This is a genomic window from Devosia sp. YR412 (assembly GCF_900110945.1).
Classification (GTDB): domain Bacteria; phylum Pseudomonadota; class Alphaproteobacteria; order Rhizobiales; family Devosiaceae; genus Devosia.
In genome coordinates, this window is the sequence record NZ_FOFL01000006.1 from 46,361 (window position 1) to 71,621 (window position 25,261).

General features: G+C 63.0%; 23 protein-coding genes. 10 read left to right on the forward strand and 13 right to left on the reverse strand.

The genetic code is table 11. The features are described from left to right. Window positions 1-25: 25 nt before the first annotated feature. Together BM045_RS16690 and BM045_RS16695 are read left to right on the forward strand one after the other, a co-directional pair. Window positions 26-274: a hypothetical protein gene (locus BM045_RS16690; RefSeq protein WP_092185296.1), complete on the forward strand. Its 249-nt coding sequence runs from the start codon at window positions 26-28 to the stop codon at window positions 272-274. Next, on the forward strand, window positions 274-606 hold the full coding sequence (locus tag BM045_RS16695; protein ID WP_092185303.1) for a hypothetical protein: 333 nt from the start codon (window positions 274-276) through the stop codon (window positions 604-606). The genes BM045_RS16690 and BM045_RS16695 overlap by 1 nt, the downstream gene beginning before the upstream one ends. A gap of 251 nt (window positions 607-857) precedes the next feature. On the opposite strand, the gene BM045_RS16700 is transcribed toward BM045_RS16695, so the two are convergent. After that, on the reverse strand, window positions 858-1,523 hold the full coding sequence (locus BM045_RS16700) for a YiaD family glycine zipper/OmpA-like lipoprotein (RefSeq protein ID WP_092185304.1): 666 nt from the start codon (window positions 1,521-1,523) through the stop codon (window positions 858-860). A 401-nt stretch (window positions 1,524-1,924) separates the two neighbouring features. On the opposite strand from BM045_RS16700, the gene hemA reads away from it, so the two are divergent. Continuing rightward, the gene (gene hemA / locus BM045_RS16705; protein ID WP_092185305.1) at window positions 1,925-3,205 is read left to right on the forward strand and encodes a 5-aminolevulinate synthase; all 1,281 of its coding nucleotides are present in this window, start codon (window positions 1,925-1,927) and stop codon (window positions 3,203-3,205) included. A gap of 52 nt (window positions 3,206-3,257) precedes the next feature. Here hemA and BM045_RS16710 read toward each other — a convergent pair whose 3' ends face one another. From BM045_RS16710 to BM045_RS16725, 4 genes are all read right to left on the reverse strand, one after another. Continuing rightward, complete coding sequence (locus tag BM045_RS16710; RefSeq protein ID WP_092185306.1) at window positions 3,258-4,826, reverse strand: DHA2 family efflux MFS transporter permease subunit; 1,569 nt, start codon at window positions 4,824-4,826, stop codon at window positions 3,258-3,260. A gap of 66 nt (window positions 4,827-4,892) precedes the next feature. Beyond that, a complete protein-coding gene (locus BM045_RS16715) occupies window positions 4,893-6,023 on the reverse strand; it encodes an HlyD family secretion protein (RefSeq protein WP_092185307.1) in 1,131 nt (376 codons plus the stop codon). Continuing rightward, window positions 6,023-6,475: a MarR family winged helix-turn-helix transcriptional regulator gene (locus tag BM045_RS16720; RefSeq protein WP_092185308.1), complete on the reverse strand. Its 453-nt coding sequence runs from the start codon at window positions 6,473-6,475 to the stop codon at window positions 6,023-6,025. The genes BM045_RS16715 and BM045_RS16720 overlap by 1 nt, the downstream gene beginning before the upstream one ends. 398 nt (window positions 6,476-6,873) lie before the next feature. Beyond that, entirely contained in the window at window positions 6,874-7,767 is an 894-nt protein-coding gene (locus tag BM045_RS16725; protein WP_092185309.1) for a LysR family transcriptional regulator, read from the reverse strand. Window positions 7,768-7,868: 101 nt separating this feature from the next. Between BM045_RS16725 and BM045_RS16730 the strand changes: the two genes are divergently transcribed. From BM045_RS16730 to BM045_RS16745, 4 genes are all read left to right on the forward strand, one after another. Further along, window positions 7,869-8,837 (forward strand): NAD-dependent epimerase/dehydratase family protein, encoded by a 969-nt coding sequence (locus BM045_RS16730; protein WP_092185314.1) that lies wholly within the window; start codon window positions 7,869-7,871, stop codon window positions 8,835-8,837. 127 nt (window positions 8,838-8,964) lie between these two features. Continuing rightward, on the forward strand, window positions 8,965-9,156 hold the full coding sequence (locus BM045_RS16735) for a hypothetical protein (RefSeq protein ID WP_092185315.1): 192 nt from the start codon (window positions 8,965-8,967) through the stop codon (window positions 9,154-9,156). 343 nt (window positions 9,157-9,499) lie between these two features. Continuing rightward, window positions 9,500-10,063 carry a hypothetical protein gene (locus BM045_RS16740; RefSeq protein WP_092185316.1) on the forward strand — a complete coding sequence of 188 codons (564 nt, stop codon included), beginning with the start codon at window positions 9,500-9,502 and terminating at the stop codon, window positions 10,061-10,063. Window positions 10,064-10,074: 11 nt separating this feature from the next. Further along, window positions 10,075-10,878, forward strand: coding sequence for a hypothetical protein (locus tag BM045_RS16745; RefSeq protein WP_092185317.1), 804 nt, complete (start codon window positions 10,075-10,077; stop codon window positions 10,876-10,878). A gap of 12 nt (window positions 10,879-10,890) precedes the next feature. Here BM045_RS16745 and BM045_RS16750 read toward each other — a convergent pair whose 3' ends face one another. Continuing rightward, window positions 10,891-11,523 (reverse strand): response regulator transcription factor, encoded by a 633-nt coding sequence (locus BM045_RS16750; protein ID WP_170848555.1) that lies wholly within the window; start codon window positions 11,521-11,523, stop codon window positions 10,891-10,893. Window positions 11,524-11,751: 228 nt separating this feature from the next. Continuing rightward, window positions 11,752-12,189 (reverse strand): large conductance mechanosensitive channel protein MscL, encoded by a 438-nt coding sequence (gene mscL / locus BM045_RS16755; protein WP_092185319.1) that lies wholly within the window; start codon window positions 12,187-12,189, stop codon window positions 11,752-11,754. A gap of 173 nt (window positions 12,190-12,362) precedes the next feature. Here mscL and BM045_RS16760 point away from each other — a divergent pair, with 173 nt between their 5' ends. Then, entirely contained in the window at window positions 12,363-13,985 is a 1,623-nt protein-coding gene (locus tag BM045_RS16760; RefSeq protein ID WP_092185321.1) for a hybrid sensor histidine kinase/response regulator, read from the forward strand. 2 nt (window positions 13,986-13,987) lie between these two features. Here the strand turns inward: BM045_RS16760 and BM045_RS16765 are convergent, their stop codons facing one another. Together BM045_RS16765 and BM045_RS16770 are read right to left on the reverse strand one after the other, a co-directional pair. Next, window positions 13,988-14,656, reverse strand: a complete 669-nt coding sequence (locus BM045_RS16765) for a nucleoside/nucleotide kinase family protein (protein WP_092185323.1) — start codon at window positions 14,654-14,656, stop codon at window positions 13,988-13,990. Beyond that, window positions 14,656-14,946, reverse strand: a complete 291-nt coding sequence (locus BM045_RS16770; RefSeq protein WP_092185325.1) for a DUF6460 domain-containing protein — start codon at window positions 14,944-14,946, stop codon at window positions 14,656-14,658. Before BM045_RS16770 ends, BM045_RS16765 begins: the two co-directional genes overlap by 1 nt. 88 nt (window positions 14,947-15,034) lie before the next feature. Here BM045_RS16770 and BM045_RS16775 point away from each other — a divergent pair, with 88 nt between their 5' ends. Together BM045_RS16775 and pdeM are read left to right on the forward strand one after the other, a co-directional pair. Continuing rightward, complete coding sequence (locus tag BM045_RS16775; RefSeq protein WP_244523033.1) at window positions 15,035-17,524, forward strand: ligase-associated DNA damage response DEXH box helicase; 2,490 nt, start codon at window positions 15,035-15,037, stop codon at window positions 17,522-17,524. Then, a complete protein-coding gene (gene pdeM / locus BM045_RS16780) occupies window positions 17,505-18,212 on the forward strand; it encodes a ligase-associated DNA damage response endonuclease PdeM (RefSeq protein WP_092185329.1) in 708 nt (235 codons plus the stop codon). The genes BM045_RS16775 and pdeM overlap by 20 nt, the downstream gene beginning before the upstream one ends. A gap of 15 nt (window positions 18,213-18,227) precedes the next feature. On the opposite strand, the gene BM045_RS16785 is transcribed toward pdeM, so the two are convergent. From BM045_RS16785 to BM045_RS16800, 4 genes are all read right to left on the reverse strand, one after another. Next, complete coding sequence (locus tag BM045_RS16785) at window positions 18,228-19,520, reverse strand: rhodanese-like domain-containing protein (protein ID WP_170848556.1); 1,293 nt, start codon at window positions 19,518-19,520, stop codon at window positions 18,228-18,230. Between the two features lie 135 nt (window positions 19,521-19,655). Then, on the reverse strand, window positions 19,656-20,378 hold the full coding sequence (locus BM045_RS16790; protein ID WP_092185333.1) for a TIGR02186 family protein: 723 nt from the start codon (window positions 20,376-20,378) through the stop codon (window positions 19,656-19,658). 68 nt (window positions 20,379-20,446) lie between these two features. Next, window positions 20,447-21,373 (reverse strand): sulfite exporter TauE/SafE family protein, encoded by a 927-nt coding sequence (locus BM045_RS16795; protein ID WP_092185335.1) that lies wholly within the window; start codon window positions 21,371-21,373, stop codon window positions 20,447-20,449. 143 nt (window positions 21,374-21,516) lie between these two features. Next, window positions 21,517-25,098 carry an SEL1-like repeat protein gene (locus BM045_RS16800; protein WP_092185337.1) on the reverse strand — a complete coding sequence of 1,194 codons (3,582 nt, stop codon included), beginning with the start codon at window positions 25,096-25,098 and terminating at the stop codon, window positions 21,517-21,519. Window positions 25,099-25,261 lie beyond the last annotated feature (163 nt).

Genomic DNA, 25,261 nt, shown 5'->3' on the forward strand with positions numbered 1-25,261 from the left:
ATCCGACCCAGCAAGGAGACGCGCCATGATCATTGACAGCCTCCGCATGGACGACACCGACGTCACGCCCATGGCTATTGCCCATAACAGCCTGTTCACCGCCAAGGAAAAGCTCGAGCTGCTCACCCAGCTCAAGTCCGATGCCGCGGCCGCCGGTGAAGAAGGCCATGAACTCGGCTTTGACGCCGAGGAGATCGACCGCGCTATCGCCGAAGTGCACAAGAGCGTGCAGGACGGCGTTGGCCCGCAAACCGTGATCAAGGGAGATTTCTGATGGCAACCGCACCCAAGCAGCCCACACCGACCGTCGCCAGCGTCGACAATCTGATCGACGAAAACGGCGCCCGCATTGATGTGCCCGACGCCTCGCCGATCAAGGTGGCCGGCGAGCACGAAGACAGCGTCGCCGCCACCGGCCCAACCAATTGGTGGCTCTATGGCATCCTCGGCCTCGGCATCGTCATCGCCGTGCTCTTCGTGATGCAGATGTTCCAGGGGGCGCCAGCAACCGATGTTCAGCCGGGCACGCCGACATCGGAAAGCGTCGTGGCGCCTGCAGCCGATCCGGCCGTGCCAGTGGCCGAGCCGGTCGTTCCGACGCCTTAACAGACGGCTCAAGGGAGCTCAGGTCGCCCCCCACCCACAGTGTCACCCCGGCCTTGAGCCGGGGCCCATCCTGAAATGGCTTTGCGGCCGCCAGGTCGTTGGGCTTGTTCCACCCACCTTGCGGCGGTGGTCCGCACTCAAGTTGGGCCCCGGCTCAAGGCCGGGGTGACATCGCGTTTTGGGTCAACTCTGGTGCAAAACAAAAAAAGGCGGGCCAAAGCCCGCCTTCCATATTCTTACGACCACCCAACTTACCCGTTGATCGGCGACAGCTGGATTTCGACGCGACGGTTCTGGGCGCGGCCGGCCTCCGTGGCATTCGAAGCGATCGGCGAGGTGTCGCCCTTGCCTTCGATGTAGAAGCGCTGCTGGTTGATGCCCTGGTTGGCCAGGATTGTCGCCACCGAGACGGCGCGGCGCTGGCTGAGTGACAGATTGTAGCTTGCCCCGCCGACATTGTCGGTGTGGCCATAGACATTGACCGAGGTCTGGTCGAACTTCTTGAGCACCAGGGCGACCGAAACGAGCGTCGAGTTGAAAGCGGGGTTCACCGTCGACTGGTCGGTGGCGAAGGTGATGTTGGACGGCATGTTGAGGATGATCTGCTGGCCGACGCGGGTCACCGAAACACCGGTCCCCTGCAGCTGGGCGCGCAGTTCGGCTTCCTGCTGGTCCATATAGCTGCCAATGCCGGCACCGGCGAGACCGCCGACACCCGCGCCGATCAGCGCGCCGACGCCGGCATCACCGCCGGTGGCCGAGCCGATGAGCGCGCCAGCCAAGGCGCCGCCGCCGGCGCCGATCAGCGTGCCGCCTGCGGTGTTGGAAAGCTGCGACTGGCCGGTATAGGGATTGGTGGTGGTGCAGGCGGTGAGCGCCAGCGTCGCGGCAAGCGCGACCAAGATCTTGAACTTCATGACTATCCCCCTGAAGGATTCGGACTGTGGCCCGTTGGTGCATAGTGAATACGGCAGGATGGTGGTGAAGCATAGTGCCTGAACGGCAGATGAATACTGGACAAAGCGGAGTTTTGCCGCGGCGAGGAATGCTGACTTCGATTGTCCGCGTGGCGCCGCGATCACGAAGTGGCGAAAATCCGGAAATTGCCCCCAAAGGCGCGCATTGACGCATTGGCAGGCTGGTCGCCAGACTTTAGAATGCTTCTCATGTTGAGCCGTCGCCGCCCGTCGCGAAAACGCCTCTCCGCCCCGCAACCGCGCGTCACATTGACCTCTGTCAATGCGTCTGCTGCGGATCTAGCTATGGCTCGTTCGCCGGCACCCTTAAGCGCCGACGCCGGGCACAGAAGGACGTTTCGATGGACTATCGCGGCATATTCGAAGATGCAGTGGACACGCTGCGGGCCGAAAAGCGCTACCGCGTCTTTGCCGATCTCGAACGCATCGCCGGCCAGTTTCCGCGCGCCATCTATCGCGACGACGCCGACAACCAGCGCGAAATCACCATCTGGTGCTCCAATGACTATCTCGGCATGGGCCAGCACGCCAAGGTGATCGGCGCCATGCAGGAAACCGCCGGCAAGCTCGGCGTCGGCTCGGGCGGCACGCGCAATATTTCCGGCACAAACCGGCCTCTTGTTGAACTGGAACGCTCGCTCGCCGACCTGCACCGCAAGGAAGGCGCCCTGGTCTTCACCTCGGGCTTTGTCTCCAATGAAGCCGCCATCGCCACCATCGCGCGGCTGCTGCCCGATTGCGTGATTTTCTCCGACCAGCTCAACCACGCTTCGATGATCCAGGGCGTGCGCCAGTCCGGCATGGAAAAGAAGATTTTCCGCCACAATGACGTCGCCCACCTGCGCGATCTTCTGGCGGCAGTGGACCGCAAGCGGCCCAAGCTGATCTGCTTTGAATCGGTCTATTCAATGGATGGCGATATCGCCCCCATCAAGGAAATCTGCGACCTGGCCGAGGAATTCGGCGCGCTGACCTATATCGACGAAGTCCATGCCGTCGGCATGTACGGCCCGCGCGGCGGCGGCATTGCCGAGCGCGACGGCCTGATGGATCGCATCGATATCGTCGAAGGCACTTTGGCCAAGGGCTTCGGCACCATGGGCGGTTATATCGCGGCCAACCGCGCCATCATTGATGCGGTCCGCTCCTATGCCCCCGAATTCATCTTCACCACCTCGCTGCCCCCCGCCCTCTGCGCCGCCGCCCGCGCCTCGATCGAGCATCTCAAGGGCTCGAGCCATGAGCGCATCATGCACCAGCGCCAGGCGCGCCTGACCAAGGCGATCCTCGCCGATGCCGGCCTGCCGGTGATGGAGACCGATACCCATATCGTGCCGCTGATCGTCGGCGATGCCCGCGCGGTCAAGGCCGCCAGCGACATGCTGCTCGACAAGCACAATATCTACATCCAGCCGATCAATTACCCGACCGTCCCCAAAGGCACCGAGCGCCTGCGCATCACCCCGACGCCGCTGCACACCGACGAAATGATCTTCGCCCTGCGCCACGCCCTGGTCAGCGTCTGGACCAGCCTCGAGCTGCCGCGCGAAGCCGCCGACGCCAAGATCACGGCCCGCAAGCTGACATCGGGTGACCTGACCCTGCCGACCATCGGCGGGTAATTCCAAGCGCCCGACGGGCGCTTGGCTTCACTGCTTTCCAGCAACCCGACTGCTATTCCCCCATCGCATGGGCGCGTTCGATGGCCAGCTCTTCCTTGCTCTTGGGCGGTGCCAGCTTGTCCTTCTTGGGGCCGCGCAGCATCAGGATCAGCGGGATGGAGCCGATGCTGAGCAGCATCATCAGCCAGAAGTCGTCGAGATAGGCGAGGATGGCCGACTGCTGCTGCACGAGGCCATTGACCTGGGCGATGACCTGGGCGCTGCCGGACAGCAGGCTCGGCATCTGGGTCTGCACCGCCGTCGAGGAAAACGTCAGCCGCTCGGCCAGTTCGGCGTGGTTGACCTGCATCATCATGGTCAGCACGGCCGAGACCAGCGAGATGCCGATGCCCTGCCCCATGTTGCGCACCAGGCTGAACATGGCCGTCGCATCGGCGCGCACCTTGGGCAGGATGGTGGCAAAGGCCATGGTCGACAGCGGCACGAAGAGGAACCCCATGCCAAAGCCCTGCATGGCCCCGGTGGTGATCACCGGCCAATAGTCCATCTGCAGGTTGAAGCTGGTCATCTGCCACAGCGACACGCTCATCAGGATAGCGCCGAACAGCATCAGGATGCGCGCATCCACCTTGCCGCTGAGCCGGCCGACGATCATCATCGACACCATGGTGGCGACGCCGCGCGGCGCCATCAGCAGGCCGGTGAACACCACCGAATAGCCCATCAGGTTCTGCAGCAGGGGCGGCAGCAAGGCCAGGCCCGAGAACAGGGTAATGCCCATCACCAGCATCATCACCGAGGCCAGCGAGAAGTTGAAATCCTTGAACATGCGCAGGTCGACGAAGGGCTGTTTGGCCGTCAGCGAATGGACGATGAACACCCAGAGGCCCGAAATAACCAGGCCAAGCTCGATCCAGGTCTCGGTCGACTGGAACCAGCTGTTTTCGGCGCCGCGGTCGAGCATCAGCTGCAGCGCGCCGACCGACAGGGCCAGCATGCCGAAGCCGAAGAAGTCGAAGCGCCGGACCTTGATCTCAGTCTGGGGCATGTAGAGCAGCAGCATGGCGACGCAGACCACGCCCACCGGCACGTTGACCAGGAACACCCAGCGCCAGTCGAAGCTCTCGGTCAGCCAGCCGCCCAGCGTCGGCCCGATGATCGGCGCCACCATGATGCCCATGCCATAGATGGCCATGGCCTGGCCGATGCGTTCCTTGGGATTGATATTGAGCAGCACGGTCTGCGCCAATGGCGCGATCATCGCGCCACACAGGCCCTGCAAAATACGGAAAATCACCATTTCCGGCAGGCTGGTGGCAATGCCGCACAGTGCCGAGGCCACGGTAAAGCCGATCACGGCAAAGATGAACAATTGCCGCTGCCCGAGCCGGTCGGCCATCCAGCCGGTCAGTGGTGTGGCGATGGCCGCCGCAACGATATAGGAGGTCAGCACCCAGGTGATTTCATTCTGCGCCGCGCCCAGTGCCGAGGCCATATGCGGCAGCGCCACATTGGCAATCGTGGTGTCGAGCACCTGCATGATGGTGCCCAGCATCAGGGCCACGGTGAGCATGCCCTTGTTCTTGACTATGACGGCGGGTTGGGATGCAACGTCGGCCATGGCGGCCTCCAGAAAATGGGGTGGATGCCGCGCGCGGCGGCATCCCTTTTCGGCCTGGCTGTCGGCCTAGTGGCTCTGCAGCTTGTCGAGCGTCGACTTGCCGGTATCGACGCTGACCAGTGCACTCATGCCGGAGCGGAGTTGCACGTCGCTCGGCGCGTCGAAATCCACGCGCACGGGGATGCGCTGCACCACCTTGACCCAGTTGCCGGTGGCATTCTGCGCCGGGATCAGCGAAAATTCCGAACCGGTCGCCGCGCCAATGCTGGTCACCGTGCCTTCGAGCGGCGCGCCGGGGCTGGCGTCGACGGCAACTTCCGCCCGCATGCCGATATGGATGGCGGCCAGCTGGGTTTCCTTGAAATTGGCTTCGACCCAGGTGCCCTTGGTCTCGACAAGGCTGGCAATGGTGGTGCCCATCGGCAGGAACTGCCCGACATTGAGGCTGGCGATCTGGCTGATCACGCCATCGGCAGCCGCGACCACTTCGGTCTTGCCGAGATTGCGCTCGGCCAGTTCGACCTGGCTCAAGGCGGCCAGCACCGCCGGATGCTCGTCGGTGGCAATATCGGGATTGCCGGCCAGGGCCGCAGTGGCGCTGGCCACCTGCTGCTCGGCCGAGGCCACGGCATTCTGTGCCGTCTGCAGCGACAGTTTCGGTTGATCGAGTGCCGAAGCCGACGAGACGCCCTGAGCGACCAGGGAATCCTGGCGATCATAGCTCGCCTGCTGGATGGCCAGTGTCCCGGTGGCGGCCTTGAGCGCGGTCTGGGCCGTGCGGTAGCTGACCTTGAGCTGCTCGACATTGACCCGTGCCGAGCCGAGGGCGGCATTGGCCTGGTTCAGCGCGATTTCATAGGGTGCCGCATCGATGCTGAACAGCACGTCGCCGGCATGCACCATCTGGTTTTCCGAGATGTTGACGGCAACGATGCGGCCGGCAATGTCCGAGGACACGGCGACCTTGGCCTGCTGCACATAGGCATTGTCGGTTTCTTCGAAGCGGCCACCGGTCAGGTAGAAATAGCCGCCGGCACCGGCGATCAGCAGGGGCACGGCCACCATCAGCACGAGCCGGCCCGGCCGGCGCTTCCTGGCCTCGGGCGCAGCGGCCTGCGGCGCAGCGACTGCGTCATTGGCGGCCTGGGTCACGGGCTTGGCCTGCCCAATTTCGGCTTTGGACACTTGGGCACTCATCACACACTATCCTTCTGCTCTGCGGCCATACCGCTGAGATTGTTACGAATTCTGGTCAGGCCATCGGCAAGGGCCGTCAATTCCGCGGCGCTCATGCCGTCCACGGCAGACATCGAAAGCTCGGTACCCAGCGCCTTGGCCGTCTTGAACAGGGCCTCGCCTTCCGGGGTTAGCCGCACGATCTTGGCGCGGCTGTCGGCCGGATCCTGCTGCCGATCGACGAGGCCACGTTTGTCAAGCCGGTCGAGGATGCCACTCATGGTCATCGGATCAGCATCGACCGCACCGGCCAGCCGGGTCTGCGACAGCCCACCCTGCCGGGTCAGCTCGGCCAGAACGCGCCATTGCGGCAGCGTCAGGTCATGCTGGCGCGCCACCTCTTCGAAGCGGCGGCGAAAAGCTTTGGACACCTCATGAATGAGGTAGCCGATGGGTGGATCGCTGGGCTGCATGATGGATCGGTGTCACTTTCAAAGTGCACATATAATATGTGAGCTTATAATATGTACACATATTCCAACACATCCGCCATGCCGGCCGCGCATGCCGCGGGTTCGGGGGCGACGCCGCGCAACGCGGGGCCGCTGGGTAAAAGCCCGGATCAACGCAGCATTGCCTTCGGTACAGGGGCGAAATGACGCCACCGACGATCGGGGCTTGAGGCCGACGCTGTGGACTTCATCTACCTAGGTGAAGCTATGGGTGCTTTGACGTGCTGAGCTGAAGGATGCTCCGCAAGCATTGCCATTGCTCAACGATCGTCTGCAACCGACCCCAAATCGGACATTGGCTCAGTGGTCATGTTCCCTGTAAGCAGACGCGGTTTAGCGAAACGAAGGTGAACCTGTGGTCAGCGATATCTCATGAAATCTACGAAGGCCGAGAATGCAGGTGAGTTCTGCTTGCGACTGGGGTAGTAGAGATAGCAACCATCATAGCGTGGACACCAGTCCACCAGCACTTCGATCAGTTGACCGCTATCTAGATACGGTGCTGTCAGTTCTTGCGGAACGAATGCTAGGCCCAGCCCATCCACGGCACCTTCGAGAACATGTCCAATCGTGTTGTAGGATGCCTGACCCTCGACGCGCAGACGCAGGTCCTTGCCTTCCGGAGACCGAAATTCCCACCTCAGAAAGCCGCCCGCGCTGGCCATCCGCAAGGTGATGCAGTTGTGCTGGTCGAGGTCGAACGGCGTTTTTGGCCTGTCGTTTTCGGCAAAGTACATCGGCGAGCCAACAATACTGAACCGCCAATCTGGACCTATGCGCGTGGCGATCATGTCTCGCTCAAGGGATTCTCCGATCCGGACCCCGGCATCGAAGCGCTCCCCAACGATGTCTACGAAGGCATAGTTCATGTCTAGCTCAACTCGAATATCGGGGTACCTTCGCAAGAAGGCGCCCAGTTTGGGCCGGAAGATGGATTCGATGTGGTGATCCGTGCACGTTATGCGAAGAGAGCCCGCTGGGCTGCCGCCCAGCGAGGAGATGGCCTCTAGTTCCTCGTCGATCTGATCGAACAATGGACCGATCTGGCGCTTGAGACGCTCGCCTGCTTCGGTCGTGGCCACATTTCGCGTCGTGCGCGTGAGCAGTCGAACGCCAAGTTTCTCCTCAAGCCCTTTCAAGCTGTGGCTTAGCGCGGATGGGGTAACGCCCAGCTCGGCTGCCGCTCTAGTGAAGCTATGCGTGCGTGCTACCGCCAGGAATGCGTAGATTTCGTTGATGTGATCGCGAGGCATTGATGAGCTTATTTCACAGACACAGAAGGTCTAGACGCACTAATGCATCCAGACAAGTCGTGATAGCGTCTCATTCAAATATGCGAGGGAAGGGAGTTCCAATGTCTCGGATCGTGGTCATTGGCGGGAGTGGACATGTTGGGAGCTACCTGTTGCCGCGGCTGGTTCAGCTCGGCCATCAGGTACTAAACGTAAGCCGCGGAGCGGCTAGGCCCTATCGCTCTCACTACGCGTGGAACCACATCCAGAATGTTACGATGGACCGCTCGGCCGAGGAGGAGGCTGGAACTTTCGGATCGAAAATTGCCGATCTCGGTGCCGATATTGTCGTCGACATGATCTCCTTCGATCTGGTCAGCACCCAGCATGTGGTCGAGGCTCTACAGGGAAAAATCGGGCACTACATCTTTTGCAGCACGATCTGGGTCTATGGTGGCCTGACCACTGTTCCTTCTGCCGAAACAGAACCGGTAAGTCCCATTGACGACTATGGTCGTGGAAAGGCCGAAAGCGAAGCTTGGCTCATGGAGCAGGCGCGCGTTCACGGTTTTCCGGCGACGGCATTCCGTCCCGGACACATCGTCGGCGAAGGCTGGTACCCGACATCTCCTCGCGGCAACTCGGATCCCAGCGTATTCTCTCTTATCGCTCGAGGAGAGGAACTGCTCCTTCCCAATCTTGGACTGGAAATGGTTCACCATGTCCATGCCGATGATGTCGCTCAATGGATCATCCGCGCCATTGAAAACAGGGCGGCCACTATCGGCGAGGTCTTCAACACCGTTTCCGACCAAGCCGTCACGCTAAAGGGCTACGCGGAGGCGGTGTACCGATGGTTCGGCAAGGAGCCGCGTTTGTCCTTCGTCCCGATGGACGCTTGGTTGGCTACGCTCGATGAGGAATTCCGTGAGAATTCGCGCGGTCATGTCATCCGCAGTTCATGCCATTCCATCGAAAAGAGCCGCAGGCGCATCGGATACTCGCCGCGCTACACCAGCCTGGAGGCCGTCCAAGAATCCATGCTTGCGCTGATCGAGGCAGGCAAGGTGATCATCCCAGACCCCGTGTAGGCGCCAGATCCGGGGCTCAGTCGGCCTGCCGCCGTACAACATCGCTGCGACCACGCGACCCGACACGACCCCACTCGGGTCGTGATCGCTTCCGTTCGCCGTTGTCCCGATAACAAAGGAGGTCCAAATGCTGAACCGCTTTCGGTTTTCTATCGTCAAATGGGTGGCAGACTGGGCCACCAAGTCCAAACTGTCGTGCCTGGACAAAGCATCCTTGCGCGACATCGGCATCGATCCAGAGGTGCCAAAGAGCCTGCGGCTTGGGCTTGGGCAAAGGCCGGAAGAAGACATCCGCGATATCTTACAACGCCCGCGCTGATGTCTACCCCTCTCATTGTCTGAAGTTGAAGGCTAGGAGGCAGCTTCTGATTGGACAACACCTGAAACCTGCCAGTCCTCTTCCCACCCCAAAGACGCCGCTCAGAAGTGATCCGAAGTCCCAATTCCAGATCGGGAGCATCGTCAGGGCGCCGCCTTCCCATCACATCGTCAAGTTCACGCCTGTTCCGCGGGCCCATCCATGCCTGCTGATCAAACACCACCTCGCACTCCGTAAAACCCCAGCCCCTCCACCAATACTAATGGTAGCCGGCCCGCATTCCGCATGACCTGCCGCGCGCGACATGCTGGCGCTTCACGCGACAGTGCATGGGAGGGAGGGTATGCCGATCAGGGGACAGGGCTTCGAGCTGCATATCGTGCGCCAGCAGGTTCAGCATCGCCAGAATGGCGACGACCGCCGCGAGCGCACCATCGGCGCCTATCAGGTCTATATCCATGGCGAGCGTATGGATGGGCTGGATGGCTTCATGGCCGAACAGAAGGGCCCGAGCGACAGCACGCCGCTGGGCAATCTCCATGACCGCCGCATCGCGCCCGGCCGGTTTCCGCTGTGGACGCAACATGGCACCAAATATCGCACCGTCGGCTATACGCCGGGCGCGGTGGACTTTGGCACCAAGCCGCGCCCCGGCATCGAGCTGACCGAAACCGGCACGCGCGAGGAAATCCTGATCCATCCGGCCATGGGCTTCCTGTCCTCGGAAGGCTGCATCCACCCCACCTCGGCCCTGCGCAATGGCCAGAGCGACATCGTCCATGCCGATAGCCGTGCCCGGGTGATCGCCTTGATCGAGGCGATGAAGGCCTTTGCCGACGAACATTGGCCGGGCAAGGACGGCCACCGCATTCCGAACTGCTTCTGCGTCATCGACGACGCGCTCTAGGGGAGGCTGCGATGAGCATCACTGCCGAGGATATCAAGCTGCTCACCGACCTGGTCGGGCGCTTCGAGAATGGCGAAAAGCCCTATCTTGGCGCCACCGGCGATTTCGACGGCCAGGGCATTTCCTGCGGCGTGCTGCAGTGGAATATCGGCCAGAACTCGCTGCAGCCGATGATCCGCGAGGCGGGCGAAGCGGTGGTGATGGCCAATATGCCCGAATTCGGCAAGGCGATGTGGCGCGCCTGTACCGCGGCGACGCCGCAGGGCCTCTCTATCGTGCGCGGCTGGCAGTCGCATGGCAAATTGCTGCAGAACCCAAGGCGGGAATTGCAGCAGTTGATGGGTTCGCCGCGGCTGCGCGAGCTGCAGGACGACCGCATCCGCGCCGTGGCCGAACGCGCCGAGACCCTGGCCAAAAGCTGGGCCGTCGCGCGCAATGGCGGGGTCCGCACCCGCCAGCAGCTGGTGTTCTTCTTCGACGTCGTCACCCAGAATGGCAGCATGAAGGACCTCGGCTTTGCCGATGTTTCAGCCTTCAAGACCGCCGCCGGCACCGGCCGGGCCGACGATCTGGTCTGCGACTGGCTGGCCGGGCTCGACGATAATTTTTGGGGCTGGAAGGACGCCCATCGCAATGCCGCGCTGTGGCGCGACACCACGACCGGCGAAGACGTTGACCTGCTGGTTCTCGCCTATCTGCGCGCCCAGAAATCCACCCTCAAGGCGCGCGGCGACGTCCTCAACCGCAAAGGCACCATCGCCACCCGCCGCGGCCACGTCCACGGCACGCCCTATGACTTCGCGGATCTATTTTGAGGGGACCTCCCCTCAACTCGCCAGCACAATCCGGATCAAATCCGCCGTATTCCGCGCCCCGAGTTTTTCCATGACCCGCGCTCGATGCACTTCGATGGTCCTTGGGGAAATGCCCAGTTCGCGGCCGGCTTCCTTGTTGGACTGGCCATTGGTGATCAGCTGCAGCACCTGCCGTTCGCGCGGCGTAAGCTGGGAGAAGCCGCGCACTTCTACCCTTCCGCGGCCATTGTGCAGCCCATCAAGTTGCAGGTCGAGGCGCAACGCGTCGCGCATCACGGTGAGCAGGTTTTCGGTATCGATCGGCTTGGAGACCACGTCCGTGGCGCCCAGCTTCATCGCGGTGACCGCCGATGACAGTTGCGGCTCCTCGGTCAGCATGACCACCGGCGTACCGGTGCGCATCGCCTTGACCCGGCGCAACAGGCTGAGGCCACTTTCTTCGGCCAGCCGCATGTTGATGATAAAGGCGTCCGGACGGCGCCGTTCGAGATTGATGAAGAACTGCTCCACAGTGATGGAAAACACTGTCTGGAAGCCTTCGAGGCGGAACAAGACGCTCAGCGCCTCGCAGGTTGGTAGATCCGCATCGACAATGTGGATCAGCCGATCCCGATTGAGAAAAGAATAATAGACCTCGTCGCTCATACTGCCCATCCCCCTGGCAAGTTTCGCTCAAGTCAAAAATATAGTTGTAGCCACAAGCAGATCGCTCATGGATTCGGCACGGACACTCCACGGTAGTTTGCGCTAGGTGTTCCTGCAGACCGATAAGGAAAACACGTAGGATGAACCACCTACGTACTAGGTTTAAATGCCTAGTACGTAGGTGTCAAAGGCTTTTCATCTTAACTACGGAATAATCCGTAGAACGACCTAGACGCGCGGGGTGGCGCGCAGGGCGTCGCGGATTTCGGTGAGCAGGACTTCTTCCTTGCTCGGGGCCGGCGTCGAAGCAACCGGCTCGGCAGCAGCCTGCTTTTTCAGGCGATTGATGCCCTTGACCACCAGGAACAGCACGAAGGCGATGATGGTGAATTTGACGATGGCGTTGATGAAGAGGCCGATATTGAGCGTGGCGACACCGGCGGCCTTGGCGGCGGCCAGCGACGGCACGGCGACTTCACCGGGGTTGGACAGCACGACGAAGAGGTTGGAAAAATCGATGCCGCCGATGATCAGGCCGATCAGCGGCATGAAGATGTCATCGACGATCGACGAGACGATGGCGCCGAAAGCCGCACCGATGATTACGCCGATGGCGAGATCGATCATATTGCCCTTGATGGCGAAGTCTCTGAATTCCTTGAACATAGTCTAGCCTCTCTGCTTGATATCCGCCCCTTCCCTGGGGGGAGCCGCGCGACCTGCGGGGGTTAACAAAGCCTTACCGGACAGACAATTGCAATGGGCCGAGAGTTGGTCTTGCGCAGCTTTATCGGCGGGAGGATAGTCCCGGCGCGCTCTCAAAGCCCCAGGACTGCCCGATGCCCGCCCAGACATTAGATGCCGCCGCCAGCCTGCGGCAGGCCATCGACCACATTCCCCAGGGCATTGCCGTGTTCGATGCCGGGCTGCGCCTCGTCACCTCCAACAGCCGCTACAATGAACTGCTCGCCTTGCCCGACGAGCTGGTCAAGCGCGGCACGCCGCTGTTCGATATCGCGCTCTATCTCGGCGATCGCGGCGATTTCGGCCCCGGCGATGCCGCCCGTCTCGCCATCGAGCGCATTAACCTCCTCACCGCCACGCCAACCACCGTCACCCAGCGCCTCGGCAATGCCGGGCAGACGCTGGAGTTTCACTCGTCCCGCCTGCCCGATGGCGGACTGGTGATCAGCTTTTCCGACGTCACCGCGCGGGTGCGGGCGGAAAAAGCGCTGGAGGGCGCCAACCTTTCGCTCGAACAGCGTGTCGATGAGCGCACCGCGGCCCTCAAGCGCGTCAATGCCGAGCTCGAAACTGCCCGCGCCAAGGCCGATGCCGCCAATCACGACAAGACGCGCTTTCTCGCCGCCGCCAGCCACGACTTGCTGCAGCCGCTGAACGCCGCCCGGCTCTATACCTCCACCCTGATCGAGCGCGCCAAATCGACCGGCCTCGCCGATCTCGCCAATTCCATCGAGGCGTCGCTCACCGCCGTCGAAGACATCATGGGGGCGCTGCTCGATATTTCGCGAATCGACAGCGGGGCGCTCAAACCCATCCCGGCGCCGGTGGCCGGCCGCGATATCCTCAAGAAGATCGAGGTCGAATTCGGCCCGATGGCGCGCGAGCGCAATATTGCCCTGCGCATCATGGCCAGCGATGCCACGGTGATGGTCGATCGCTCGCTGGTCGGACGCATCGTGCAGAACCTGGTCAGCAATGCCATCAAATATACCGCGCCCGGCGGCAAGGTGCTGGTCGGCTTGCGCAAGCGCGGCAATCGCATACGGCTCGACGTGATCGACACCGGCATTGGCTTCAACAAGGACCAGCACCGCCTGCTGTTCGCCGAATTTTCGCGCCTCGAACGCGGCGCCCGCATGGCGCAGGGCCTCGGCCTCGGCCTCTCCATCGTGCAGCGCCTGGTCACCGGGCTCGGGCTGACGCTGGAGCTCGATAGCGTCGAAGGCCGCGGCTCGCGCTTTTCGCTATTCCTGCCGGCGACGCGCGGCATTCGCGCCACCACCGAGGCCAGCGCGGCACCACCCGAAGCGAGTTTCGGCATGCAGGGGCTCAAAATCCTCTGCGTCGACAATGAAAGTGCCATCATCGAGGCCATGGAAGGCCTGCTACGCCACTGGGGCTGCGACGTTCGCTCGGCGCTATCGCTGAAACAGATCGACCGCGAACGCTTGCTGGAGGGCTGGTATCCGGACCTCGTGTTGATGGACTATCACCTCGACCAGACCTCGGGCCTCGATGCCATCGAGTGGCTGCGCCACAATCTGGGCGGCCATCTCCCCGCCGCCCTGGTCACCGCCGACCGCAGCCCGCAGGTGCGGACGCTGGCCGAGGAACGCGGCATTGCCGTGGTGACCAAACCGGTGAAGCCGGCAGCTTTGCGCGCGACAATTTCGGGACTGGCCAACCAGAGCCGCAGCCCGGCGAAACGGGTGGGGTAGTTCTACCCCGCCACATCCATCTCGATCACCACATCCGCCCGATCCTGCGACTGCACCACCAGATCGTAATTCGGCAGATCATTGCGCTCGATATGCGCCCGGTTCCGCTCCTCGGTGAACAGCCCCTCTTCGCCATGGCGCTTCAGCAGCCGCGCCTTGACCAGCTCCCGGTCCACATCGATAAACACCGCATAATCGAGCAGCGGCTTCACCCCGGCCCATGGCCCCTCGGTCAGCAGCAGGTAGTTGCCCTCGACAATCAGGATCTTCGCCTCGGGCTGCACGGTGAAGGCATTCTCGACCGTATCCTCGATCTTGCGCGAATAGCCCGGTCCGCTGACCGGGTCCTTGGCATGCTTGAGGTGATGCAGGAAGCTGACGAAGTCGGCGCCCTCGAAGGTATGCGGCGCGCCCTTGTAATCGACCTGCCCCATGGCCTCGAGCTTGGCATGCTTCATGTGGAAGCCGTCCATCGGCACCAGCGCGGCAATGCCCGGATGTGTCATGTCCAGCGTCGTCACCAGCTCGGCAGCCAGCGTGGATTTCCCCGTGCCCGGCCCACCGGCCAGGCCAATAGCAATGCGTTGGCCATGCGCCTTGCTGGCCAGCTCCAGAATATGCGGCACCAGCCGCGACAGGGCCTGATGCGGCGTCAGTTGCAGCCGGTCCATCAGCGCGCCTTGCTGAGGCGGATCAGCAGCCAGATCGGCACCACCAGCACGGCGCCGGTGATGATATAGCCGAAAATGCTGCGGAACATGCCGGCGCCATCGCGGAAGGTTTCACGAACGACCTCGATCGCGCCGCGAATGACGCTCTGCGGATTGACGCCGAAGAAGGCCATGGTCAGCCCGACCAGCAGCGAGATGAAGGCGAGCTTCAGCACCACATTGAGCGGATGCCCGCCAAAGAAGCGCTCCAGCGCGGAACGGCGCGGCTGGGTCTCGGGTTGATCGCTCATGGCTAGTCCTCCGCGCCTGTTGTGATGGCTTGGGGATCATATAGGGTCAAATGTGATTTGAAGAAGGTGTGACTTGCCAGATTTGCGCGTGACCACCGCCCTCCCCCCCATCATCGAGGACTGGTTCGCCGGCAAGGGCTGGTCCCCCCGCCAGCACCAGCTCGACGTCCTCGCCAGCTGGCAGGCGGGCGCATCGGCCCTGCTGATCGCCCCGACCGGCGCCGGCAAGACCCTGGCCGGTTTCCTGCCCACGCTGGTCGATCTGGTCGACGGCAAGTTCGACGGCCTCCACACCCTCTACATCTCCCCGCTCAAGGCGCTGGCCGTCGACGTGCAGCGCAATCTCAATGCGCCCATCCTCGAAATGGGCCTCAGGATCAGTGCCGAGACCCGCACCGGCGATACCCCGGCCAGCAAGCGGGCGCGGCAGAGGACCAAACCGCCGCATATCCTGCTCACCACGCCCGAACAGCTGGCCCTGCTGATCAGCCATCCGCAGGCCGAAATCCTGTTCGGCTCGCTCAAGCGCATCGTGCTCGACGAGCTGCATGCTCTGGTCACCTCCAAGCGCGGCGAACTGCTGTCGCTCGCCTTGGCGCGCATTGCCAAGCTGGCGCCAAACCTCCAGATCACCGCCCTCAGCGCCACGGTGGCGCGGCCCGACCTGCTGCGCGACTGGATCGCCCAGCCCACGCTGCGCGAAACCCATCTCCTCACCACCACGGGCGGCGCGCCGCCGGTGCTGGAAATCCTCGAAACCGAACAGCGCCTGCCCTGGGCCGGCCATTCGGCCAATTACGCCCATGCCGACCTCTACGAGGTCATCAAGCAGCACCGCACCACCCTGCTGTTCGTCAACACCCGCAGCCAGGCCGAATTGCTGTTCCAGGGCCTCTGGGCGGTGAATGACGACATGCTGCCGATCGCCTTGCATCACGGTTCGCTCTCGGTCGAACAGCGCCGCAAGGTGGAAAGCGCCATGGTGGCGGGTGAGCTCAAGGCCGTGGTCTGCACCTCGACGCTCGACCTCGGCATCGACTGGGGCGATGTCGATCTCGTGGTGCAGGTCGGCGCGCCCAAGGGCTCATCGCGCATGCTGCAGCGCATCGGCCGCGCCAATCACCGGCTCGACGAGCCCTCCAAGGCCATGCTGGTGCCGTCCAACCGCTTTGAAGTGCTCGAATGCGAAGCGGCGCTGGAGGCCGTGGCCGAAAACCACCAGGACAGCGAAGACCCGGTCAATGGTGGCTATGACGTACTGGCCCAGCATGTGCTGGGCATGGCCTGCGCCGCGCCTTTCGATGCGCTGAACCTCTATGACGAGGTGCGCCGCGCCTGGCCCTATCGCGACCTGCCCTGGGAACAGTTCGAGCGGGTGGTCGATTTCGTTGCCACCGGCGGCTATGCCCTGCGCGCCTATGAGCGCTATGCGCGGCTGAAGCGCACCGAAGACGGGTTGTGGCGCGTCGCCAATCCGCAGGTGGTGCAGCAATACAGGCTCAACATCGGCACCATTATCGAAGAGCCCATGGTGCGGGTCCGGCTGATCCGCTCGCGTGGCTTCAAGAAAGGCCAGAGCAAAAGCCCAATCGGTGCCGGTGGTCGGGTGCTGGGCGAGATGGAAGAGTATTTCTTCGGCACGCTGCTGCCCGGCGATACCTTCATCTTCGGCGGCGAAATCGTCGCCTTCGAGGGCCTCAAGGACAATGAGGCTTTCGTCTCGCGCGCCCAGTCGGCCAATCCGAAAATCCCCAGCTATATGGGCGGTCGCTTTCCATTATCCACCTATCTCGCAGATCGGGTGCGACTGATCCTCGACAGTCCCGATGAGTGGAAAAAACTCCCCGACCAGGTCAGCGACTGGCTGCGCCTGCAGCGCGACGTCTCCGTCCTGCCGCGGCGCGATAGCCTCTTGGTCGAAACCTTCCCGCGCGGCACCCAGAACTATTTGGTCTGCTACCCCTTCGAAGGCCGCCTCGCCCACCAGACCCTGGGGATGCTGCTGACCCGCCGCCTCGAACGCGCCCGCGCCCGCCCGCTCGGCTTCGTCGCCAGCGAATATGCCCTGGCTATCTGGGGCCTGGGCGATCTCTCGGCGCTGATCCGCTCCGAGCGGCTGTCGCTGGATGAGCTGTTCTCCGAAGACATGCTGGGCGATGATCTCGAAGACTGGCTCGATGACTCCGCCCTGATGAAGCGCACCTTCCGCAACTGCGCCATCATTTCCGGCCTGATCGAACGGCGTCATCCGGGCAAGGAAAAGACTGGCCGGCAGATCACCATGTCGTCGGACCTGATCTATGACGTGCTCTACCAGCACGAGCCCGATCACATCCTGATCCAGGCCACCCGCCGCGACGCCGCCCGCGGCCTGCTCGATATCGAGCGCCTCGGCGACATGCTGCGCCGCATCCGTGAGCATATCGAGCACAAGCCGCTGGAGCGCGTCTCGCCGCTCGCCGTCCCCATCCTCCTAGATATCGGCAAGGAGCCGATTTTCGGGGAAGGCCGCGAATCAGCTATGGCGGATGCTGCCGATGAATTGATGCGGGAAGCTCTTGGGTCAGACCCTATATAAAGCCGAGATCACGGAGACGCCGATCTTGCGCTTTGCCGGACATAATTTCGAACCCCTGCCCTCCGGCGGCCTCTATTGGCATGCGCAGGAAACGCTGCTGGTTGCCGACCTGCATTTCGAAAAAATGGCCAGCTTTGCCCGCCGCGGGCAGATGCTGCCGCCCTATGACACCGGCCTGACTCTGGCGCGTCTCGAGAGCGATATCCGTCGCACCGGCGCCAAGCGGCTCGTCTCGCTGGGTGACAGTTTCCATCGCGTCGATGCTAGCAGTCTGTTAACCAATTCGGACCGCATGCGGCTCGATGCGCTGACCGATCTCGTCGATTGCATCTGGCTCTCCGGCAACCACGACCCGGCCCCCCACGCCATCGGCGGCACCTGCCTGCCCGAGCTGGACCTTGGCGGCCTGACGCTGACGCATGAGCCCAAAAAGGGCGCTAACGGTCTGATGGCCGGTCATTTACACCCGGCAGCGCATATCCACATCGACGGCCGCTCGACCCGCCGGCCGTGCTTCGTGCATGACAATCGCCTGCTGATCCTGCCCGCCTATGGCGCTTCCACCGGCTCGATCAACATCCTCTCCCCAGCCTTCCTGGGTCTGTTCCACTGGCCGGCGCTGGAGGTCACCATGCTAGGCAAGGACCGCACTTATCCGGTCAGCCCCAAGCGGTTGGTGCGGGGCTGACCCCGCACCGATAGCTTAGACGGCGGGACGGAAGGCGCCGTTTTGCCAGCCTTCGAACTTGCCGGTGAAGAAGTCGATATCGCCATAGCCGAGCAGGTTGAGCACGGTGAAGCTATGCGACAGCTGAAGCCCGCCGCGGGTGAAGATCACCACGCGCTTGTCCGGCGTGACACCTGCCGCAGTATAAAGCGCCTGCAGCTCCTCCACAGACTTCAGCACACGGTCGCCATCGAACGTGTCGTCCCAGAAGACATTGACCGAACCGGGAATATGGCCGGCGGCATAGTCGGACGGGGAGCGCACATCGAGCACGACGGCAGTGGGATCGGCTGCCAGCACCTTGACGGCGGCCTCGTCGAGGAAGGCCGGGCCATTGCCCGCCAGTGGCGTGCCTTCGAAGGTATAGTTGGCGAGCGAGACCTGCTGGCCCGCACGGGGATCGCGGCTCCATTCGTCCCAGCTGGCGTCGTAGAGCACGACATTGTCATAGCCCTGGTTGCGCAGCGCCAAATAGTTATTGGCAGCGGCGACGCCACTGCCGCAATAGGACACCACCTCGCGGTCCTGGCTGACGCCGGCGGAATCGAGCAGCCGCTGCAGCACGGGCTGGGACTTTAAAGTGGCCGTGCTGGTCAAGAGGCTTGAGGCTGGCAGCGCCTGGGCGCCGGGGATATGGCCATCCTCGAAGGCTTCAAGGTTACGGCCGTCGATGATGACAGCGGATTCGTCACCGACCTTGCTGGCCACATAGTCCTTGTCGACGCGGATATCGTTCTTGCGGTCGAGCGCAAAAGTGGTTGCCGCCACCTGCGGCACATCCTGGCTCAATGCCCCCTGCCAGACGCCAATGCCGCCGTCGAGCACATGGACATTGTCAAAGCCGGCATAAACGAAGGCGACATAGGCACGGCCCGGCAAAGCCGTCGTGTCATAGATCAGAATGGTATCGTCATAGGACAGACCAGCTTCACCCAGCAGGCGTTCGAACTCAGCATCGCTGGCGAATTCGTTGCGGATGCCGTCGGATTCCGAGACGTTAAGGGACTGCCAGGGCAGATTTATGGCGCCGGCGACATGGCCTTCAGCATAGGCGGCTGGCGAGCGCACATCAATCAACTTGGCTCCTTGGCCAATCAACGCCTCGAATTCGGACTGACCCGTGATGATCGACGCCTGGCTTTGCGCCTGCGCCGCGACCGTCGTCAGGGCCAGTCCACACGTCACAGTACCCAGCGCAAGGGCATTAAGCGACAGTGCCGCCATGGCAGCGCGGAAGAGGGGCTTAGTGGTTGAACGGCTTGCAGTCATTTCGGCCTCCATCTGTGGATGACCGATAATCGACCAATTTAGTAGGCATTAACAACGCATGGGATTTCGTTTGTTGCGTCCGTAGCAACATCACTTTCTTTCTTGCCACGGCCCTGCAGAAAATTCCGGCAACTACTAGCGCTTGAAGATCACGCCGCCGAGCCAGCCGGTGAACAGCGCCAGGATCACGCAGACCAGGCCATAGAGCAGCGGTTGCTGGGTGGAGGCCAGCGCAAGGAAGCGCTCGAAGCCGATCTTGCGCACGGCAAAGCCTTCCGACTTGCGGGCAATGATCGCGCCATCCTTGAACACATAGGTCAACGCAATATAGGGGCCCGGCGGAGCATTGCTGGGCAGCGTCAGGCGCGCCGAATAAAACGTGTCCGACAGGAAGTTGACGCCATTTTCCTGCACACCGAACAGGCCCTGCTCGGTCATCAGCCGCACCAATTGCTGGCCGAAGACCGCGCTCTTCCACCAGTCGGTATTGCTGGTCGCCAAGGTATGGCTTTCGGGCAGGATGTAATTGGTGGTCAGCGTCGTTATGTCGGTGATATCGCCGAGCCGCCCGCTCGACAGCACATGGAAATAGCTCGGGAAATTGTCGAACTCGACCTGGCCGGTGTTGCGCCAGATGCCGAAAGTGTTGGTCATTTCGCGCGCCACGCGGTTCTGCGTCGGGCCGAGCACCACGACCACCACATGGAAGGGACCGGCGACGGTCTTCTCCGTCGAGCCGGCGTCGGGCACGATGGTGCCGAAGAAGTTCATCCGCTCGCCATCGAAGCTCGAGGTGATTTCGACGCTGTCGTTGGACAGCTGCGAAATCAGCCGTGCCGCCTGCGCCGGCGCGATCATGCAGGCTGCAAACAGGAAGAAAGATGCAAGCAAACGCAGTGTTTGCAGGTGGAAAGATGGCTGCAATCTCACTGCATGCCTCCTACCACCGCCATCGAGAAGGGGTCTGCCGGGGCGATCACCAGCGACAGGCCAAAGCGGATAGCGACGGCCAGAACCAGCAGCGCCAGCAGCCCACGCAACTGTTCGCCGCGCAGGTATTTGCCGGCCGACGCACCGAATTGCGCACCGGCCGTGCCACCCACCATCAGGCAAAAAGCCAAAAGGATATCAACGCTTTGGCTCTGTACGGCATGCAGGATCGTGGTCGCCGCCATCATCGCCACGACCTGCGCCAGCGAAGTGCCGATCACTACATTGCCCGGCACGCGCAGCAGGTAAACCAGTGCCGGCACCATGATGAAGCCGCCGCCAATGCCCAACAGCGAGCCGACAAAGCCGATGGCCAGCCCAATGATAAGCACCGGTAAGACACTGATATACAAGCGCGATTTCTTGAACCGCACCCGTAGTGGCAGGCCGTGGATCCAGTTGTGCTGATTGGGCAGGCGCTCGCGCACCACCACGCCCTTGCGCTGCTTGAGGATGGCGCGGGTGCTCTCGACCAACATCAGCGTGCCCACCGAGCCCAGAAGAATGAGGAATCCCAGCGAGATAACCAGATCGAGCTGGCCCGCATTGCGCAAAATGGAAAACATGGCGACGCCGCCAAACGCCCCGAGCACGCCGGACAGCACCAGATACATCGCCAGATGCAGGTCGATCGCCCCACGCCGGTAATGCGCCAGCGCACCCGAGGTCGAAGCGGCAACGACCTGGCCGGTAACCGAGGCCACGGCCACCGGAGCGGGGACGCCGGAGAAAATAAGCAATGGAGTCAACAGGAAGCCGCCGCCGACGCCGAACAGGCCCGACAGGAATCCGACTGCCCCTCCAATCCCCACGAGGAAAAAGAGGTTCACCGACATTTCAGCGATCGGCAGATAGATCTGCAAGACCGGATCCGTTCAAGACACCACGACGCAAACCGACCTTACAGCACGGTGCGTCAACAATAGGTCAAAGGTCCCGCCTTGCGGCGGAACCTTGCAATGGGCCGTAGAACCGCCCGAAGGCGGTGTCAAACGACAGTTTTTTGTCAGACCGGCTGGCTGCCCAGCACGGCCAGCAGGCGCGGATTGATCGTGCCGCTTTCACTCATCCCTGTGCCGCGTTCGAAGGCCTTGATGGCCTCAGCCGTCTTGGGGCCGGCCACGCCATCGGCGGTGCCGACGTCGAAGCCGAGCTTGTTGAGCACCAGCTGAACCTTGGAGACGACATCGCGCGTGGTGATGACTTCGCCCGGATCGAAGGTCTTGGACCAGGTGCCGAGCGGGGCGAAATTGGTCGCCAAATCAAGCGCTTCCGGCTTCCAGCCATTGACCTCGGCGGTGACCGTGCTGACCTGTTCTGCGGTCAGCGACTTGGCCATATCGTCGCGTGCCTGGGCGGCATCCTTGTCGCCATTGCGGGCGGCCAGCGAGAACCACTTGTACGACTGGGCGAAATCCTGCTCGACGCCCAGACCACGGGCAAAGAGCATGCCGAGGTTGAACTGGCTGTCGGTCATGCCCTTGGCGGCGGCCTGGGCAAACCATTCGGCGGCGGTCTCGAACTCCTGGTCACCCAGCAGCCCACCGGCATAGAGCGCAGCGAGATTGTGCATGGCCATGCGGTTGCCGGCTTCGGCCGCGCGCTGGTACCAAAGCTTGGCGACTTCGATGTCCTTTTCGACGCCCTGCCCGGCCTCGAACAGATTGCCGAGACGATATTGCGCAGGAACGAAGCCCTGGGCCGCCGAGCGCTCATACCACTTGCCGGCTTCGGCATAATCCTGCGGGATGGCACGGCCTTCGGTATAGATGGCGCCGATTTCAAACTGCGCCTTGGCATCGCCATTGGCGGCAGCTTGGCGCAGTTCGAGCGGGCCGACGGCTTCGGCCGGCAGGTCGAAGGTGACGGGCGCCGTGGCAGCCGAAATGCTGCCGGTAACTTCCGGCATGGTCTCGGCCGGAACGTCGACCGGGGTGATCGCCGCGCGGCCGGTGTTGGCGGCCATCAGGGTCGGCGGCATCGGCGTGGCGGTGACGGGCTTGGTGAAGCTCATCTGCGCATTGGGATTGATCGAGCCGGTGGCCGTGCCATCGATCATGTCGATGATACGGGGCTCCGGACGAACCAGCGAAACGTCATCACCTGCCGGTGCCGTTGGAGTTTCAGCGGCAGGCGGCGCAACGTCCGGCGCCGGCGTGTCGCCACCCGAGCGCTGGATGACGAGATTGAGCGCCAGCATGGAGACTGCCACCAAAACGGCAGCCAGCAGCAGCGGACGGCGGTGCCGCGCCAAGAAGCTCTGGCCGGCGACCGATGCATCAACATCGGCGTCGCCGAAGGCAGGCGCGACCGGAGCCGGCTTTTCTTTCTTCTGCTTGACCGGCTTGGGCGCCTTGGCGGGCTTCTCGAGTTTTGGCTCGGCGATGTCGGCCGTATCAACAGCCGGCGCTGCGGCAGCCTGGGCCGGCATGACGCGCGACAGGGCGCGACCGATCAGCGAATTGCTGGAGGCAGCCGCAGGAGCCGTTGCATCCTGGCGGGCACGCTGGGCGCGGCGGGCGGCGGCGACGAATGTGCTGGTGCTGCTGGCGCTGGCGGGGGCTTCCACCGATGGCACGGCGGGCGCAGCCAGGGCGGCGAAAGGATCGCTTTCCGCCTTGGCAAAGCTCGACTGCGGACGCGGCGGGCGTTCGGCCGTGGTCGGATCAAAAGCAGGCGTCGTGGCAGCCGGACGCGGCGCGACAGGCTGTTCAACGACAGGCGGACGCGGACGAATGCCGACCTTGGCTTCAAGCGCGGAGCGCACCGGACCCTGGTCCTTGAACCCCGGATCGACCAGCGGCGCGTCATCGCCCGGATTGGTGGGCATGATATCGCTTTTGGCCGGGGCGCGCGGACCCGAGAGGGCCGATAGCATGGCATCGAAACGATCGTTGACCGGATCTTCGTCCTGCGACAGCGCCTGCAGCACGGCATCATCGGTCGGCGTCTTGGGTGCGACGGCAGCAGCACGCGGTGCGGTCACTGGAGCTGGCGCAGCCTGGCGTTCGGCCTGCGCCGCGGTCAGCACGGCTTCGAGACGGGTCAGGCGCTCGGCCGTATCCTTGCCGGCCGTGTTGAACAGCGCCGACATGCGCTTTTCGAACTGGCCCATGCTTTCTTCGCTGATGCCTGCGGCAGGGGCCGGCGGCGTGGAGCGCGCGAAGGCCTCGGAGGTGCGCTCGGCGACCAGATCGGCCAGCGCTTCATAATCTGGCGTCTTTCCGGCCGATTTGATCAGGCCGGTAATGCGGTCTTCAATGCTCTTGAGGCTATCGGCGCCAAACATGGCGACCGGGGCCGGCGCCTTGCGGCTGATGGCATCGCTGGTGCGCTCGGCAACCAGTGTCGCCATGGCCTCCATGCCAGCGGCATCGGGCTGATTGGCGGAATAGAGCTTGGCGAGGCCATTAAGTTGGTCGCCGGCCTCATCCATGCGGGCCATCAGCAGCTTGAGCTGGTTCTCGACCTGGCCGGTGTCGCCGGGCATGCGGTCAGAGAGGGCTTCGATCTGGCTTTCAATACGCAGGAAGCGCGGCTCCATGCTGGCCATCACGGCATCGCGCAGCGAGGCGATATCCTGCTTGAGGCCGGCGACATCGCCATTGGAATTCTCGAAGCCGCCGATGCGTGCAGCCAGGGCGTCGACCTTGGCCACCAGCCGGCCGGGGGCCACATCGCTATCCTTCATCACCTGGGTGAAGGCGGCCATTTCAGCGGTCAGGCGTTCGAAATCGCCCGAGGACAGGGTGACATTGCGTTCGATGGAGTCGATGCGGTCATAGACATTGCGCACGCTGGCTTCGATGGCATGCATGGCGGGCGCGATGGTGTCAGGCGACTTGGCGCGGCGATCTTCGCGCGCAATCTCGCGCTCCATCTGCTGAGCCTGCAGTTCGGCCAGCTTGCCGACGGTGGTCGAGACATCGTCGAGGCGCTTGTTGAGCGCCGACAGATCGACCTTGGGGCCACCTTCGATCAGCGCGGCCAGCGCGCCGATCTGGGATTCCAGGCGCTTGACCTGGCCGGTTTCGCCGACGGCGCCCGCCAGCAGTTCGACGACATGGGTCAGCTGTTCGACCTGGCTGGCGACTTCGCTGACGCTGCCATTGTTGGCGCGCTGCAGCTTGAGTTCGCCCTCGAGGCGTTCGAGGCGGCCCGAGAGGCCAGAGACCAGCGAGGTCAGTTCGCGGAATTCGGGCTGGTCGCTGGCGCGGCGACCCAAAGCAGCAGCCGGCGCCGACATCTGGCGACCACGAATTTCGGCAATGGCATTGGAAAGCGCATCACGCTCCGGCTCGTGCTGGACCTCGTCGTCGCGCTCGCTGAAGCGGTCGACGGCGCGCTTGACCGTCTGCAGCGCCTCGCGGCGACGAACGGCAGGCTCCGGCCCGATAACCTGGTCACGCAGGTTGCGGACGCGGCGGGTAATGCCGTTCAACGCGGGTTCGCCGCGCTCGACATCGGCATAGCGCCCCTCGACCTGATCGAGCAGCGCCACGAGTTCGCCGCGCAGGGCCTGCCATTCGCCGGGGTGCGGTTCCTGGGCCAGATCGGATGCGTCCGGATTTGGGTAGGCGCGGGCCATGGGCTAGTCCCTGTCATAAAGCGGCGGACCCCTCGCGATTCAACACGAAGGTGTGGCGCTTACTCTTGGGAAAACATGGTAAAGATCAGGTTAAGTGCCGCTGCATTCTGCAACGCGCCCTGCCCCGCCAAGCTGTTGTGGTGGACGAAAGAAGTGGTCGACT